Source organism: Aquicoccus porphyridii (genome assembly GCF_008369105.1).
Lineage (GTDB): Bacteria > Pseudomonadota > Alphaproteobacteria > Rhodobacterales > Rhodobacteraceae > Aquicoccus > Aquicoccus porphyridii.
Genome location: NZ_VINQ01000034.1, coordinates 1 through 15,320 on the forward strand (window position 1 = coordinate 1; position 15,320 = coordinate 15,320).

The following is a 15,320-nucleotide window of genomic DNA, read 5'->3' on the forward strand; positions in this document are numbered from 1 at the left end:
GAATGCCGTAACGGCGCAGGCGATGACCAACCGGCCCAAAGCCCTCCCGGAGCTGTCCGGGAATTAGCGAAATGACTGTCCGGGATTTACCGAAACGCGTGTCCGGAAATTACTGAAATGCTTGTCCGGGAATTACTGAAACCCGCAGATGGCCCGGAGGTGCACACTCCGGGTCGTCTTCGGGCCTTACAGTCATTGCCCATCACCTGCCGCTGTACGGTGTGCCTGCGAACTCCGACATAGCCTAAACTCACACGGCGCTGACCTGTCACTTTCAATCATTCTACTCGCCGTTCAAGAGCTAAGCGGATTGGCACGGTATTGATTTCCAGGCATGCTCAAAAACATGTCGTTCGGCGTTTTCATCCATCGAACTGATTCGATCTACGACGATGTGCCGTCGGAGCGTTATCAATTTCCCAAACAGTATTTGGCACGCGCCCAACAATGTGTGGGCGACTGGGTTGTTTACCTCGAACCCAGAAAGGTCAAGGACACGAAAGGCTACTTCGCGGTAGCCAAGGTCCAGGAAATCATCCCAGACCCGAGACATGCTGACATGCATTTGGCAATTATCGAACCCGGGACATATCTCGATTTCGGTGATCCTGTCCCATTCCGGGCAGATGACGCCGTGGTCGAAAGGGGCCTTCTGAACGATCAGGGCAACATATCCGGGCGAGCCCAAGCTGCTGTACGAACCCTTTCCCCGTCAGACTTTGCCATGATCGTTGAGCTTGGCCTTGGCAGCGGTGAGGACATCTTGCCTCGAACCGACAAGGCCGATGTGGTGACGGGATTTGGAGAGCTCCTGCAACCTTTTCAGCACATGTCAGCGAGGGAGCGGGTTAACCAATTGACCAACCGCGCCGTGCGGGACCGGAATTTCCGAAAGAACGTGCTCCGAGTCTACGGCGAACGCTGCGCCATGACAGGTCTTCGCTTAGTCAACGGTGGCGGTAGAGCCGAAGCCGAAGCCGCACACATCAGACCCGTCGAACACGACGGTCCTGACATTGTGAGTAACGGGATCGCTCTATCTGGCACGGCTCACTGGATGTTCGACAGAGGTTTGGTCGGATTGGCAAATGACCTCACGATCCTGGTCTCCCGACAAACCAATGACCCCGATGCGGTAAGATCAATGATCAACCAGTCAGGTAAACTCATGGCACCTAGTCGTCCCGCAGATCGTCCACGGGTCGAATTTCTGATTTGGCACCGAGAAAACTGCTTCAAGCAATAGCGGCCCAAACCAGCTGTTGCCCGAAGTACGAGATGCTGCGCTGCGGCCCTCGTTTAGCAGCCGTTCAGTTCTTTTCAGATACCAACCTCATCCGCTTCTTCAGGGCTATCAAGAAATTTGAGTGCCCCTCAATTTTCAAGATGTACGCCGACAGATCACTGCCATGGTACGCGCCGAAGTCCTTACGTGCAGATTCAACTACGCTGGTCGTCAAGTTTTGGGCATCAATGGTAATAATTCCTGCGTCAAACAGTCGATGAATATCTGCTCGAAGCGGGATGCCATTCCAGGCCTCATCGCCGCCGCCACATGATACTGGTATTATGTGGGCGGCCTCCAATGCTGCCAACGTCTCGCATCCTGAAATCAGACAACGTGCATTAAACATCTCAAATACGGCACGGCGAAATGTAGCTTGTCCTGGGCGCTCCCAAACATCGGCCAGTCTGCGCTGCCGCTCTGCTGCGATTTCAGCCTCATCATATGCATTTTCGATTAGTTGGAAACCAAGACCTTCAAAGTACCTTCTAAACACATTTGTGATCGGGTTGTCGGTCATGGGGTTACCGGCAATCTCGTTAGCAAGACGCCCCAAGGGCTTCACTGGATAAGCTACGCCTTCGTACATTAAAAAACCTGTCGTGGATTTACGCATCTGTCCGTTGGGCTTGGGGTAATTCTCGTACAGCCAGGCATGCCCTTGGACCTTAACACAGTCTATCGCCTCTTCGGCCTGATGTCGATCAAAGGTCAATTCAGTCATCTTATCAATCATATCCTTCAAGCTAACAGATCATGATGCAATCGTAGCGGCGCTCCAATCATAGGTTCAATTCAGGGATGCAACCAACCCACAACTAGCGAACGGCCCATAGCAGGTATTCGTGCCTCTCGCATTGAACGGCAACTTCATGCGCTGAGCGGAAGTTGACGTCAAAACGTTATGTGCTCAAAAGAGCAAAGGCACAGATGCACCCAATGGATGGGCAGGTCGACTTGAGCCCCGGTTGTCCTTACTAGGAGCACCAGCCCCGAGGTGTTGCGGTAGAGTCATTGCCACGCATCGTGCACTCTCGGGGGAAACTAATAAAACTCGACCAATTCGGAGAAGGCCTTGCTAAGATGGTCGCGAATGCCCCTAAGGTTTGCTCTTGTGTAATCGTCGCGATGCTTACGCATGAGTGCATGCGCATCGTCCCATGGCTCAGGTGGATCGTTTTCGGTGATGCGATCAGCCAGCACTTGAAGTGCCGGGTCCTCACTCTCAGCTTCAGATATTGCCCTAATCTTTCCGACGTTTGCGACACAGAACCCAAAGGCAGATCGCTTGCCCGCTGGATTCTGTTTCTCTTCAGCCTTTTGCCGCAGTAAACCGTCGCGATCTTTGAGGAAATGGCAGCGATCTAGGGACGAGCCGTTCTTACCCTTCTTCGCCAACAATTCATCCATAGGAAACGCCGAGGGCTCAAGCTCTCCGTTGCGGATCATCTGCGGATAAAACAGCAGCCTTGCAACCTGCTCTTCATCATCGACCACGGGAGAAAATGCCAGTCTATGATTTTTTCCAAAGCTGCCGTTGGAGTGTTTGAAGTGCTTCAAACAGTTCCCGAGGAACTTTATAATCGGTCCAGTCGAAATCATCATACGTCGTATTCTCAGGTTCAACGTCGTTGCGAACATGATAGGAAAGCTCACCTTCGCCTCTTACGCCGATATCGACGTAGCCCGCCTCTGATTTGTGGCAAAAGGTAAACTCGCCATATGGGTCGACGGAAACGCTTGGGAGCAACTCCGAGCCAAATATCTGAGACGCTGCCAAAATCCTGGCTTCTAGGAACGCCTTTTGAAGTTGTGCATCCTCAAGCTCGGCAAATGTGTGCTTGGCAAACAGAAACGCCTGATATATTTCAACGTTCAAATTCTCGTACGGGTCCTGCAGCACTCCGTAGTAGTCGAGAGTCCCATCGATGGAGCTTTCTTGTGACTTCGCGCCCTGCAGAAGGGATTCGATGAATGGGAAGAGAATGGTGGGCGAAATATACCCGTCGCAGTGCGGTTCTGAATCAGGGACGATTGTGCTATCAAGCATGGCCTAACCTTTCAATCCCATACGCGTTTGAAGATCATCTGTTAGAGTACTCCGCAAGAGCTCCTTATTTTTGTCATGAAAACTGTCGAAAGTTTGACTGAGCACTGACTCTGCTCCATTCGGGTCATAGGCGTCTCCTACGCTTACTTGTCTGCCAAAGCGCTGCGAATGCAAATTGCCAATGCTTGCCACTACTAAATTGTTTTGAATTGCACTCCTGCCCTCTATACGAACAAGCACTTGATCTTCATCATCAATGGCTTGAAACCAACCTTGATTAAAGTCCCATCTTGGGTCCTTCAATTGAAGTATGTGCCTAGGTACAAGATCATTATCTTGGAACATATTGGGCGGGATTAGTACGTCGTCGGCTTTGTCCGCATTGAACGTGTCCGTCACGCTGTACTCAATCGATCTAACCGGTTTGTACTGATCCAAGCAGCCAAGAAGCGTCTCCAACCGTGCCTTGGCATCAGGCCAGACATCATCCCACCCCGTGTAACGCCGACAGGAAACGATCACTCGGCTTTCGCCGAATGAGCCTGTCCATTGAGGTTTGCCATCGTTTCCGAAGAACGTGAGTTCTCTTGTCGGCACTGGTTCGGGCAGCTTCACGTTTGAAGGCGGCGGACCACCCAACGCAAACTGAAAGATTTCACCAGTGTTGATCGCTGGGAAAATCTTCTTAACGTCACCGATGTGCTCTTCAAACCGACGCTCATCGGCACGGTCGATAGGAAGCGCTAGGTTAACAACGAAGTTCGCTACTTCAATAGCGTGCGTCTCCGCGTAGAGACGTATCTTTTCAATATTCTCGACCATTCGCCCAACACATGGTGCTTCGCACAGATTCTTACAACATTTCTAGGCCAGTTGCATAGCGCACGCGAGGTTGATGTTGCGTAACTCTCGCCTCTCGCGAACGTCCCTTAAGTGAACCCTACCTTACCCTGGCGACGGGCGCTACCCAAGGCCCGCTTTTAGCCCACTGCGGATTTGGGTCGCAAAGCGCAACTGACACGGAGGCTTCTTCGGCTAAGCAGACCTTAGCGATCGCTGCAGCGAACTTCCGCTTTCCGCCCTATCTACAGGACCTACGCGAACGGCCCAAAGCCGTCGTTCGTGTGAATCGCGCCCAATGGCCTCTATCAGCCATGGCCAGACAGTGCCATCAGCATCTGACGCACCACAATGATGTCACGCAAAAGCCCGAAGGCTCTGCAGTGTTTGGCCAAAATGTTCGCAGCCATCGGCGACCCGAGCAGAACGGCTCCGGTGAGCTACACAGAATCGCTTTCTACGTTTGATGTTCTTATCCGCTTCAGCGTACGGTGGGCTTGGTTGGCGCCCTTCGGTAGTTTCGAGCGCTGACATAAAACCGTCTATCAGGGTTTGACCAGATATAACTTCGAAATCTTGGGATTGCGCAGTAAAAGCGGCTAAACACCACGCCTCTGTCGCTTCGACAGCAGGTGCCGGAACGTGGCGATTTACGTCAACATCATTCATTTCATCTTCACGCCAAGCCAATCTAAGAATGTCAGTAATCTGATCAGCGCGGGCTCCAGGAGTTTGGGCCGGAGCAAGGATATGGCCATATTCCCGGCGCACAAAGCCTTGAAATGAAGCGTTTTCCAACACATCTGTATCCAGTTGCACTAGCAGGCAGTCCAAAGGCTCATACCCTAAATCACCGCCGAAAAGACCACCCCCAAAGAACTTTGCGATCCTCGACGCAGGAGGATTTCTATTCAGCCAGAGGAGTACATTGCCCCAACCGCCTTCCGGTGACGTATTGTCCATTTCTGGCTGAATAGGTAGCAACTCCGAGTTCACGCCTTCAACTTCAAGCGCGTGTTGAAAGAATGCTTGGATAGCTAGAAAGTCCGTTGGTCCTTCGCAAACCACTCCAATCCTAATCATAGGTCGCCGAATGCTCCGGGAATGTCACCGTCAAGCCAGACCTGAGACAGATTGCGACCGTTCATTGCCAATTGCCAATCTTCTCTTGTTTGCTCCGGGTTCGGCTTTAACCTTTCTACAGTTGTGTGGCCCTTTTTATTTCTGCGCACCACAAAAACCCTTTGATCATCGTCGAACAAGTCAAACGCATCAAGTGCAGTCGGGTTATGGCTTGTTAAGAAAACTTGCTTTGCGCCAAGGGTCACGTCATTTTCCGTGGTCAATTTAACAACCCGCAGGATCTGCTCTACAAGCGTTCGAGTAAGTTTAGGATTGAGTGCGTTGTCGACGTTGTCGAGCGCGAAAATCCGAGGTGCCTCGGGATGAGACAGAATAATCGCCGAAAAAAGAAGGAACAAAGTGCCTTCACTGCTGTCGTATACAGACAGGCGATTGCGGCTAGCATGCATGAATTTATCAACAAAATAAACAATGTCGCTGGAACTATCCGCCAAGTCTCTCGAAGTCAGGCGCGGATCACCGCGATGTGTTCCAAAGGCTGTCGCCCAGCCGGGCAGCCAAACCAAATCGGCGCATTCATCCATGATCGTCCATTCTGGGCCACCGGATCCGCTTTGTTTTCTTTCAGCACGTCGCAAGCGGCCCCAATGACCTAGGAAACTGGCAACTGCTCCCGGCAGGCCTTCCCCATGCAGTCCGACAGGAGGAGCATCGACACGCCCGCTTTGCCTAGCTCTTAAAAAGTCGGTTTGTGGAGAGAAAATGACGTATCGTGAGAATTCTGAGAAGACGTTCGAGACTTCGTTAGGTACATCGTAGGTTGCTTTGATCTGATCCCAAATTCCTCGGTGTTTTTCCAAACGGTCTGCGTGAGGGACTCCGGTAGCTCTTGCACCACGGTTACTCCGACCAAAGATTTTTTGGTTACCGCGGGTTGCAGATTCAGAAAAGAAACGAAGCAGTGGGTCGTTTTGACGGCTCTGCAAGACTGCAGAGTACCCAATACGATCCGAAAATGAAGCCTCTAGCTTCAGTGTCTTTGGTAAGTCTTCGTTTTTGAACGACGATTTCATTAACTCTGAAGGAGTTATGCGTAGCCCTTTTGATCCTATGTCGGCATCTCCTAGGCCGCGGCCAAGGCAAGCGGCAACAAGCCCAATCGCTTCTAGGAGATTGGATTTACCTGTTCCATTGCCACCAATGAATAGGTTCACCCGGCCAAGATCGAGCGTTTGCTCTCTCACCGACTTGAACCTTGATATCTTCAACGCGCTTATCACAGATCGTATGTCGTCCAGATCTTAGGCCGATACAAGGCCTATACAAAAGCCATTCAGGAAAGAACGCCGCACCGAGCTTCTGCGGTTACAGTCCGCTCGGTGGCATGCAGCACATCTAGAGGTTGCGCTTATGTAGATCTACAACACCATAAAGCGGCCTTTGGTGCAAGTTGCAGCGAAAGTCCGCTCTCCACCCTCTCTGCGGGCGCTGTGTACACGACACGCATCTTTCCCACACGCCCTTCGCGTTGATCTGCCGCGTTACCGAAACCCGGATCGAGATCCTGCGGCTCTGAGATGAGCGGCGGGGCGACACGTACTGACCCAGTGTGGCCAAGGCGATGGCGTAGCCTTCAAATCAGTGGCACCGTGTTGCCGACCGGATGTTTCGCCGAGATACCGTTCACGGTCACCCGCGCGAGATCCGCACTGGCGGATCATCTGCGCGATTCCAGGGCTGCTCGAAGAGATGCGTCCAGAGCGCCCACGTTTGTCGGCTTCCAGCCGATGCGGGAACGCTGGCCGTGAGAAACACCGGGCTGGTCGTCTGGGCGCGTTCTCTCAGCAACTCCAGAAACCGCATCTCTTTGCTTCGGCTGGTGAACACCCAAAGCACGATCAGGTTGGCCTTGAGCCCGTAGTGCGTCTTGTAGGTCTGCTGCCGGACCGCATGGTCATACTGGGCGATGGATCGCGCCCAGCTCTTGCGCCTGGCCAGTGAGGTTTTGGGCTCCGTCCCCCGGTCCACCTCCAGGGCGAACGCCCGGTAGCAGCCGCCGTAATCGAGCGCGAAGAACTGGTCCGGGATCAGCTTGGTTCGTCCGACGGGCATGGCGAGCTCGGCCCCGGTCCTGGTCAGGATCTCGTGTGCCGGAATGTAGCGGGTACCCTGACGGGCGGCAGCGATGTCGATGGCGCCGGTCACGCAGGAGACCGTGTAGCCGTGCCACCAATGCCCGGTGGGGCGCATCGTGGGCTCGTCCAGGCCCAGATCGCAAAGGTGATCCTTCGCCTTTCGGGTTAGGTCGTAGATATAGGGGTTGAACTCGGCCCGTTCGGTGACGCGCTGCTGGCGCGGGAGGAGCAAGTATCCGCCGGCACGGAGTTTCTGCATCTGCCTGAGCGCGGTGTCGCGGCACGCGTGGGTGTCGCGGGTGAGTTCATAGAGATAGTGCGAACTTTGCGGCCCATGCCGTTCGATATGCTTGAGCCAGCGGATCTCGCGCTCGGTCGGCCGCACCTGCGCTTGCGGCGCGATATGGTGGAACGTGGCCCGTCCGAGGCTGTCTGTGGTCGCGGTGGTCATGCGCCCAAAGTTAGCGCAGCTCAGAGCTCCGGCGAAGGTTTGAGCGGGTCCTCGGGGTCGTTTTCCGGCAGCGGTTCCGACGGGTCGTCGTCCGATGTGTCGCTATGCTCGGCCTTGGGTTGCCAGGGTTCCGCGTAAGCCGCGCGGCACTGTTGCCGGATGGCATCGATCTCGTCTTTTGTCGCCTTGGGCCGCTTCTCCAGCACGAAGAACGGAAAGCTGATCGGCACGGCGCGTTCGGTTAGGCCGCGGATGAAGGTGGCGAAGGTGCCCTTGGGCTGGCTCTGGATGGTCTCGGGGCTGGCGTTCATCTGCCCGGCCAGAGCGCGCGCGTCGCGGGCCGAAACGCCGCCAGCGAGCTTGATCGAGGTGTTGGCCTCGAAGGCTTCCTGCAGCCCGCCGGTGAGCTGGCCCAGATACTGGTGCGCCATCACCATGCCGACGCGATACTTGCGCGCCTGGCTGAGGATCACCCCGATGTTCTGGTCGAAATAATCCTGCGCCTCGTCGACATAGACCATCACCGGCAGTCGGTCTCGCTCGGGCAGGGTGGCGCGTTCCTGGGCCGCCTGGGCAATGAGCGCGATGAAGAACCGGCCGAAGATCTCGGTACCCTGTTCCTTCAAGAGGCTCTTGGAGGTGTTGATCAGAATGAGCTTGCCCGCGTTCATCTCGGTAAACATGTCGAACTTGCTTTCCGGGTGCGAAAACATCCGCTCGAAGGTCTGGTTTTCCAGCACGCCGTAGAGCCGGCGCAGGACCTGGGTCTTCGTGTTGGCGAATTCCTTGCTGTCGAACTCGGTCTCGAAGAAGCGCCGGGGCGTGCCCTCAAGCTTCTCGATATGATCGCGGTACTTGTTCGTGCCGCCGGGTTCCATCAGCTCCCGCAGCGTGTGGATGGTGGCGTCGGGGACATGGAACATCAGCCGGGTCACGTAGCGGAAGACCACCGATTGCTTGGCGGTCATGCCAGCTGAGAGAAGCGAGCCCAGCACGAAATCGTAAAGCTCGATGATCGAATTGGTGAGCCGTTCGCGCTCCAGCGGATCGTAGTGTTCGAGCCGGCCCTGGCCGACCGAGAAGAGGTTGAGACAGACCGGGTAGCCGATATCCTCGGGATCGATCAGCACGATCCGTTCCGGCGGCACGGTTCGGGCATGGAGGATCGTGTTGATAAGATCGCCCTGGCTGTCGATCACCACCACCGATTTGTCGCCCCGCGCAACCTCATCCAGATCCCGGGCGATGAAGTATTGCAGGGTCTGGGTTTTGCCGTGCCCGGACCCGGCGACGATATGGGTGTGCTCGAAGCGCCGTTTCTCGGGAATGGTGAAGGGCGTTCGAAGTTTGAAGAGCTCCTTGAGCCAGGTGCCGCGCAGATAGGTCTCGACCACGTCCTCGCCCTTGTAATCAACCGGAAAGACCGGATTGGTGCGGTGGGTGGCGGCGAGATTGGCGTCGAGCCGTTCGCGGAGCGCCTTGAAGTGCATGTAGTCGTTGTCCTGGAAGAACGGGGCGATCACGTTCTGCACGGCCCGGCCCAGCGGCTGGGCGAACTGCGTGACCTCGACCAGCACCTCGCCCTCCATCGGCGGCACGGCATGCGCGATGGACGCCAGGGCCTGGGAGATGATCTCCAGAGCTGACATAACCATCCCCCGGTCGTTGGTTGCCTGGCCCGTCCGCGCCAGCATGTCGCGGTAGCGGGCGCCCTCGACGGTGTTGCACAGGGCCGGGGGAGGCGGAATCTCCGGCATCAGCCCTTCCTGGGCGAAGAGTGCCCGGCCGATCTCTAGGAGCTGCACCTGCAGGGTGGCGGGCAGGTCCGGCGGCCAGTGACGTGCCAGAGCGGCGTCGATCTCTTCGCCTGAGAGCTGTACGCTGCCCGCCCGCGCGTGGTTGTACAGCGCCATGGTTTCTTCGCGGGCGAGGCGCTCCAGCCGCCTTGGGCTTTCCTTGTACAGGCGATAGCCGATATAGGCCGGGATGGCGACCAGCGCGATGGATGAGACAAACAGCGCGATCAGCAGGATCAGTCCCAAAATGACGGCACCCAGAACCGCGCCGGCATAGTCTTCTGCGAAACTCTTCGACATCAGAACTCGACCACGGTGCGGTCGGCCGTGTCCGCATTGTCGTCGAGCCAGAGCTTCATCTGGCCGAGCATCGCCAGCAGATTGTCCTCGTAGATCTTGGCCCTGGACGGCGTGGCGCACAAAAACCGGTCCGTCCGGCCGTCCATCAGATGTTCGACCCGCAGCTCGAACTTCTCGTCCCGATCGTCGACTTTGGCCGTGGCCGGGCGGCGATCCACCAGCTTGGTCTTAAGCAAGTTCCGCTGCCGGATGATGTGTTTTTCCTCATGGGTGAAGGCGACGGTGAGATGGACCTCGTGATAGGTGGTCTTGAACAAGAGCCCCTTGCGAACCGTGTGGTGCTGAATGGATACCCGCATCGGCAGTCCCTCTCAGTGTGCAAGCGGGTGGCGGGTGGGGGTATCACCGGATGACGGTGATAAAGTCATGGGCTCCGGCCCTCGCATTTTCTTCCCCTATGTCCTTCCATGTTCCGCGCCCGATCCCCATACCCGATACCCATAGAGGTTGGGGGTCGGTATGGGGGTGTTTTTGGTATCCCGATCACGAGGTTTCCGGTTTCGGCAGGTCGGTTTCGGCGAAGGCGTCGATGTATCGTTCGGCCTTGTCCCGGGTGTCGAAGGCGATGCCGTTGTAGAGGTATTTGCCGTTTTCGACCTGTATCTCCTTGGTGCGGTAGTGGATAGTCTTCTGGCCCGAAGGCTTGAGCTTCGGTTCGGATGTCCGCGCCGCATGCTGCTGCTTGGACGGGTGGCGAGAAGCGGGCGGATCCGATGGGACATCCGATTTTGCCGCCGCCGCGAAGCTTTGCGCAGGAGCGTTGGGTCCCCGCAGCGCTTGACGCGATACCTCCAGCTGATCGCGGGCTATTTGAAGCATCTGTTGGGTGTATTCGGCGGTATCGACGGTGGCACGGCCATTTTGCACGATGGCCAGGCCAATAAAGCCCAGAAAGGCAATGCCCAGTCCCGGAACCGTGCTCATTATTATGATAAGGTCCGACGACCGGCTGCCGAACGATCTCATTTCGCTGACCTGTGCCAGCCCCGCGATGGCAAGAATGCCCCCGCCGACAATTGCACACCAGGCACAAAAGCTCAGAAAACGGTAGAGCGAACGCGCCGCTTCATATGACCTCATGAAAATCTCCCCAACTGTCCCTATACGAGAAAGCTGCAACCAGGGGCTGCAGCTTGTCAAGAACGTTGGAAAGAACGGTGCGGGCTCACCGGAGCACCTCATGGGCCAGGGCCAGCGCCTCGAAATAGACCATGTCCCGGGGCTCGGCGCGCCAGATCGGCGGCTGTTCCGGGGGCGCCTTGGGAAAGGCCGGGAAGTGGTCGGCGAGCGCCTTGGCCTCCTGGTAGATATTGGCGTGCCGCTGGCGCCGGTTCACAAATATCTCCTGCGGTTCGGCATCCTCCAGCGCTCGGGTGAGCGCCAGCAGGATGTCGATCGCGTGCCGGCCCTTGCCGCCGGGGGCGTCGGGGTTCTGGCAGATCACCATCTCGGGGCGATATTGCGCGAGCCATTCACGCAGTACCGCAACGGCCGCCTCCGGTCCATTTCCACCCCGCCGCGACATGCCGCAATCCCTGGGCGTGCCTTTATCGATATAGACCATGCAGAGCCGCCGCTGGCGCAGGGCCAGGGTGAGAAGACGCGCTTCTCTAGCCTTCATGGTCGGCCGCGAATTCTTCAGCCAACCGTTGTTCCAGCTTTTCCAGTGTCGTCTTTCTGTTAAAGGTCGAGGCGTGCTCCTCCGATGCCGGCAGCGTGGCGAGACGCTCGGACAGCTCCGCGCGCACGTCCTTGAGCAATTCCGAGAAGAAACTCTCGAAGCTGCGTCCGAAAATCAGCGACAGCGTCAGGATCTCGCGCAGGGACGGCTCCCGCTTGCCGCCTTCGAGCGTCTTGAGCGTCGAGGCGTCGATCCCCAGCAAGTGGCCGCAATCGGCCTGGGTCAGACCCGCGTTGCGCCGCGCGCAGCGCAGGTCGACCGGAAATTGATGAGTCATAGATGTGGTTGTTTAACTGATAACCTCTGACAGTTTAGATAAACCACGTTATCGGCAAAGATGCCCCCTGCGGATGTTTGTGGGGATTGGGGCAGCTGGGATCGGCAAACGCGGTGACCGATATCCAAGGCGGGGCAAGCTGACATACGTATGATTTTGATCATGGGTGCGAGGTATATCGCCGGGTCTACAACTTTGTTGGGCGTGCTGAAGGGAAGAAGCTCACCGGCGCCCGGATTGTGCGGGCAGGTGAAGATCGCGAACAGTGGTTGGCGGCATGATATGTGACAGCCCATACTGGCCTTTCGCCCGGCAAGCGCGTCGCCACCGTGCGGCCCGCCGAAGCCGATGGGGTGGATAGCTCCTGCTCCCCCGGCGTCGCAATGCGCCATAGTGCAGCTGTCTATCACTGCTAGGAAAGGAGCTACCCAATGCAGGTTTGGTGGTAGCGATTGGAGATAAGTCCTGCTTCAAGAATGGCCGCCAATTTGCAGCATGGCTGGGGTTGGTTCCAAAACAACGATCAAGCGGCGGAAAGGCACGATTGTTCGGTATCAGCAAGCGTGGCGATCGATACTTGCGCACCCTGTTGATCCACGGCGCTCGAGCTGTGCTCGGGCGCGCCGCAGGAAAAACTGATGCGCGCAGCCAATGGATCGGGCGCATGCGGGAACGGCGTCACCCGAACGTTGTCGCCGTCGCGCTGGCAAACAAGAACGCTCGGATAGTCTGGTCAGTTCTGGCGCGGGACCAAGAGTATCGCCCAGAACACTCCGTATCGTTCGCGTGATAACCGCGCCGGAAAGCTGACAAGGGAGGTATCTCAGGAATATTGCAACATCTGCCAGGAGATGGAAAAGGGTCACGCCCGTTGCTTCTCGAACCTGATGTGTGGATCGGCAAGGTCAACACCAATGCCTTAGGGGCGATGAGGTAGAAGCAAGCGGAAATCCATCGGGGCTCGCGGCGATGATCTATCAGGCCGCCCTAAGAAGCCGGATATACATCAGCAATCGCGACCTCGAAACCAGAACCAAACAGACCGTTGCAATAAGGCGGGGTCCATATATATCCACACAGGACATTCGCTGCAAGAGCGAAACGGTAACGGCGTAGGAAGTCGGTAGTGCGGGACGGAGCGGACCTCTGTACGTGTCTGGCCAATGACTGCTGCCGGCCTATACATTGACCAACATTTGAAATTCAGTTACGCTCATTGGATTATTAGTGCAGTCACACTCAAGGCCGAAAGCATTTAGTGAAACCATGTGTTCAAAAGACAAAAATGAAGAGAGTGTAGAGGCTAACATTCCCAGTTTATTTGATTCTTGGCATAATGTATGGAGAATCTATCTTAACTGGTTTTCGTGGCATACCGGCTTGCATTTTCTCGCGGTGGGAGGCGTTTTCTCAATAGACATTATCCGCGAAAGTTACTTATTATACGCAAGTTTGTTTATGCTGATCTTCGCTCTAACTGCCTTTGTTGCCTCTTATGCAATGATGCGTTATGATAAAAAAATCAGATGTTTGGCAAATATCTCCTTTGGCAAGAAAGCCAACCCACTCTTCGGCACACCGGTTGCTCAGGTGGGAGCATTTGGAGCAATGATAATTTCCTTTGGGCTTGTCGTACTTTGGTTCGTACTGATTTTGTTTTCATTGTGTGGCAGATTTGCCGCCGAAGTCTAATCAGAATTCTGTTACGAGCTAAGGGCTCCCATCCTTTTTCCTCATTTGTCCATCAAGGCGTGCAAGACCTCTTCAGCTAACTGAGCGGATATAAAATGGGCAAACCCTGCTGCCGTCATCCTGTCCATGAGGACGGTCATTGGCACCAGTGGCGTGCTCACGCGGGTCTCGACGGCCACGAAGATTGCAGCCGCGAACAGCGCGCCTGCCATAAGCACCGCCGGTGAAACCGGAACGCCTGAGGCGCCACCGCTTGTGCCAAGTGAATAGGCCGCAAGCGCAACGATCAGCACAACGGTTCCCGGGAGCTCCAGCGACCTGAACCGTGCCCGAGACCGCTGACTCTCATGTGAACAGGCCGGACAGACGACAGTACTGACGAAAATGACCGCAGAAATCGCCAAAAAACTCTTGCAATGCAGGAGCCACCCACAGACGCCATTCATCCGCGTGCAGATTTCCGCGGCGTACCGGGTCAAAGCTAACGTTTATTGTAGGTTGGCATTCACAGAAAACCAAGCGCCCAGCCTGCTGATCTTCAGGTGTCATGGACTACTCGTTGCTCTAACCGTGTCTGAGAAAGAGGATGACTTAGGACGGCTCTAGCTTTGTTTGTCAGCCCGTAACGCAGGACATACTCCACCAGCGCCTCCTCAAGTGCCCTCTCCCTCTCTGTGGCTTGCATTGGTGTGTCTCCTCTGGTCGCCTCACTCCGACTTGAGAAGAGCACTCTGGCGTTAACAAAAGGTAAACGATGGCTATGCATTTACACGACTCCATTGACCGACAATCACAGAGGCAGTCCGGGTTGTGATCTCGTTGATCATGGTTGCAGGCAGGTGGTCGTCGCCTGAAATACCAGCACGATACGGTAGACGGATACCCGCCTCACAGTCAACGGCAGCGGTTGTTTCCAAGGCATTTGCTGCAGGCTAAAAGCAAAGCTATGCTGCACCGGTAGCGGGCGCGACAAGGAAGGATCTTAGCCATCCAACAATTTCAAATACCCGTGTTCATTCTCGGATTGGTAATCTTGGCCATCTTTCCCCGCGAAGCCATAGCTGACGTACCGGTCATCCCTAGCGGGCAGACCTTCGAATGCACTCCAACCCATGTCTGGGATGGTGACGGACCCATCTGGTGCGCAGAAGGGCCAAGGGTGCGACTTTCCGGTATTGCAGCCCGTGAGATCGACGAGACCTGTTCGCCCGGTCATCCATGTCCACGGGCAAGCGGTAGAGATGCCCGAGCAGCGTTAGTCGCCTTGGTGGGCGCCGCCGCTGGAGTGGGGAGGCACGGACATATCTTGGTCACTGGGCCGACAATGAGGTGCCGCTCAGATGGTTCTGCTGGAGGTAACCGCACGGCTTCATGGTGCAATTCTCCGAGGGCAGGAGACATCAACTGCGCGATGGTGAACGACGGTTGGGCATTGCGTTGGGATCGATATTGGAACAACCACCGCTGCTAGACGTGGCTCCTTCCGCAGTCGGCCATGGTCGAGCGAGTTTTCACACAGCCTCGGCCGAGGCTGTGTGGAAACTCCAACATGTGGTATGCTTGTTGCGAGATGGGAGTGCATGTATGTCAGGTTTCATCGGTGGTGTTGATCGCGATCAGGTCACGCTGTTTCCGGAACGTCTTGAGGATTGGATTGGCGAGGACCATCT

General features: G+C 56.0%; 17 protein-coding genes and 1 pseudogene. 4 read left to right on the plus strand and 14 right to left on the minus strand.

From position 1 onward, the window contains the following. Positions 1-334 precede the first annotated feature (334 nt). Complete coding sequence (locus FLO80_RS21135; RefSeq protein ID WP_246156777.1) at positions 335-1,246, plus strand: HNH endonuclease; 912 nt, start codon at positions 335-337, stop codon at positions 1,244-1,246. 64 nt (positions 1,247-1,310) lie between these two features. Here FLO80_RS21135 and FLO80_RS21140 read toward each other — a convergent pair whose 3' ends face one another. The 12 genes from FLO80_RS21140 to FLO80_RS21195 all read right to left on the minus strand — a co-directional run bounded on the left by FLO80_RS21140 (position 1,311) and on the right by FLO80_RS21195 (position 11,958). Next, complete coding sequence (locus FLO80_RS21140) at positions 1,311-2,009, minus strand: HNH endonuclease (protein ID WP_188078383.1); 699 nt, start codon at positions 2,007-2,009, stop codon at positions 1,311-1,313. A gap of 320 nt (positions 2,010-2,329) precedes the next feature. Beyond that, positions 2,330-2,782, minus strand: a complete 453-nt coding sequence (locus FLO80_RS21145; RefSeq protein WP_111369441.1) for a hypothetical protein — start codon at positions 2,780-2,782, stop codon at positions 2,330-2,332. 16 nt (positions 2,783-2,798) lie between these two features. Next, positions 2,799-3,335: a hypothetical protein gene (locus tag FLO80_RS21150; protein WP_111369443.1), complete on the minus strand. Its 537-nt coding sequence runs from the start codon at positions 3,333-3,335 to the stop codon at positions 2,799-2,801. Between the two features lie 3 nt (positions 3,336-3,338). Next, positions 3,339-4,157 carry a TIGR04255 family protein gene (locus FLO80_RS21155; protein WP_111369445.1) on the minus strand — a complete coding sequence of 273 codons (819 nt, stop codon included), beginning with the start codon at positions 4,155-4,157 and terminating at the stop codon, positions 3,339-3,341. A 375-nt stretch (positions 4,158-4,532) separates the two neighbouring features. After that, positions 4,533-5,258, minus strand: a complete 726-nt coding sequence (locus tag FLO80_RS21160; protein WP_146611089.1) for a hypothetical protein — start codon at positions 5,256-5,258, stop codon at positions 4,533-4,535. Beyond that, the gene (locus FLO80_RS21165; RefSeq protein ID WP_111369447.1) at positions 5,255-6,538 is read right to left on the minus strand and encodes an AAA family ATPase; all 1,284 of its coding nucleotides are present in this window, start codon (positions 6,536-6,538) and stop codon (positions 5,255-5,257) included. The genes FLO80_RS21160 and FLO80_RS21165 overlap by 4 nt, the downstream gene beginning before the upstream one ends. Positions 6,539-6,947: 409 nt before the next feature. Next, the gene (locus FLO80_RS21170) at positions 6,948-7,844 is read right to left on the minus strand and encodes a replication-relaxation family protein (protein WP_111369449.1); all 897 of its coding nucleotides are present in this window, start codon (positions 7,842-7,844) and stop codon (positions 6,948-6,950) included. A gap of 20 nt (positions 7,845-7,864) precedes the next feature. Next, positions 7,865-9,940, minus strand: a complete 2,076-nt coding sequence (locus FLO80_RS21175; RefSeq protein ID WP_188078384.1) for a type IV secretory system conjugative DNA transfer family protein — start codon at positions 9,938-9,940, stop codon at positions 7,865-7,867. Beyond that, positions 9,940-10,299 (minus strand): hypothetical protein, encoded by a 360-nt coding sequence (locus FLO80_RS21180; protein ID WP_111369451.1) that lies wholly within the window; start codon positions 10,297-10,299, stop codon positions 9,940-9,942. Before FLO80_RS21180 ends, FLO80_RS21175 begins: the two co-directional genes overlap by 1 nt. A 184-nt stretch (positions 10,300-10,483) precedes the next feature. Next, positions 10,484-11,080, minus strand: coding sequence for a hypothetical protein (locus FLO80_RS21185; RefSeq protein ID WP_111369453.1), 597 nt, complete (start codon positions 11,078-11,080; stop codon positions 10,484-10,486). Between the two features lie 85 nt (positions 11,081-11,165). Next, positions 11,166-11,564, minus strand: coding sequence for a hypothetical protein (locus tag FLO80_RS21190; RefSeq protein ID WP_149187092.1), 399 nt, complete (start codon positions 11,562-11,564; stop codon positions 11,166-11,168). A 46-nt stretch (positions 11,565-11,610) separates the two neighbouring features. Then, positions 11,611-11,958, minus strand: coding sequence for a helix-turn-helix transcriptional regulator (locus FLO80_RS21195; protein WP_111369457.1), 348 nt, complete (start codon positions 11,956-11,958; stop codon positions 11,611-11,613). A gap of 433 nt (positions 11,959-12,391) precedes the next feature. On the opposite strand from FLO80_RS21195, the pseudogene FLO80_RS21200 reads away from it, so the two are divergent. Then, positions 12,392-12,748: pseudogene (locus FLO80_RS21200) on the plus strand (transposase); the annotation flags it as partial. A 476-nt stretch (positions 12,749-13,224) separates the two neighbouring features. After that, on the plus strand, positions 13,225-13,650 hold the full coding sequence (locus tag FLO80_RS21205; RefSeq protein ID WP_146611091.1) for a hypothetical protein: 426 nt from the start codon (positions 13,225-13,227) through the stop codon (positions 13,648-13,650). A gap of 41 nt (positions 13,651-13,691) precedes the next feature. Here FLO80_RS21205 and FLO80_RS23290 read toward each other — a convergent pair whose 3' ends face one another. After that, positions 13,692-13,943 (minus strand): hypothetical protein, encoded by a 252-nt coding sequence (locus FLO80_RS23290; protein WP_246156778.1) that lies wholly within the window; start codon positions 13,941-13,943, stop codon positions 13,692-13,694. A 52-nt stretch (positions 13,944-13,995) separates the two neighbouring features. Continuing rightward, positions 13,996-14,199, minus strand: coding sequence for a hypothetical protein (locus FLO80_RS22955; protein WP_188078386.1), 204 nt, complete (start codon positions 14,197-14,199; stop codon positions 13,996-13,998). Positions 14,200-15,021: 822 nt separating this feature from the next. On the opposite strand from FLO80_RS22955, the gene FLO80_RS23065 reads away from it, so the two are divergent. Continuing rightward, a partial coding sequence (locus FLO80_RS23065; RefSeq protein WP_223145532.1) for a hypothetical protein occupies positions 15,022-15,320 on the plus strand: 299 nt, incomplete at its 3' end.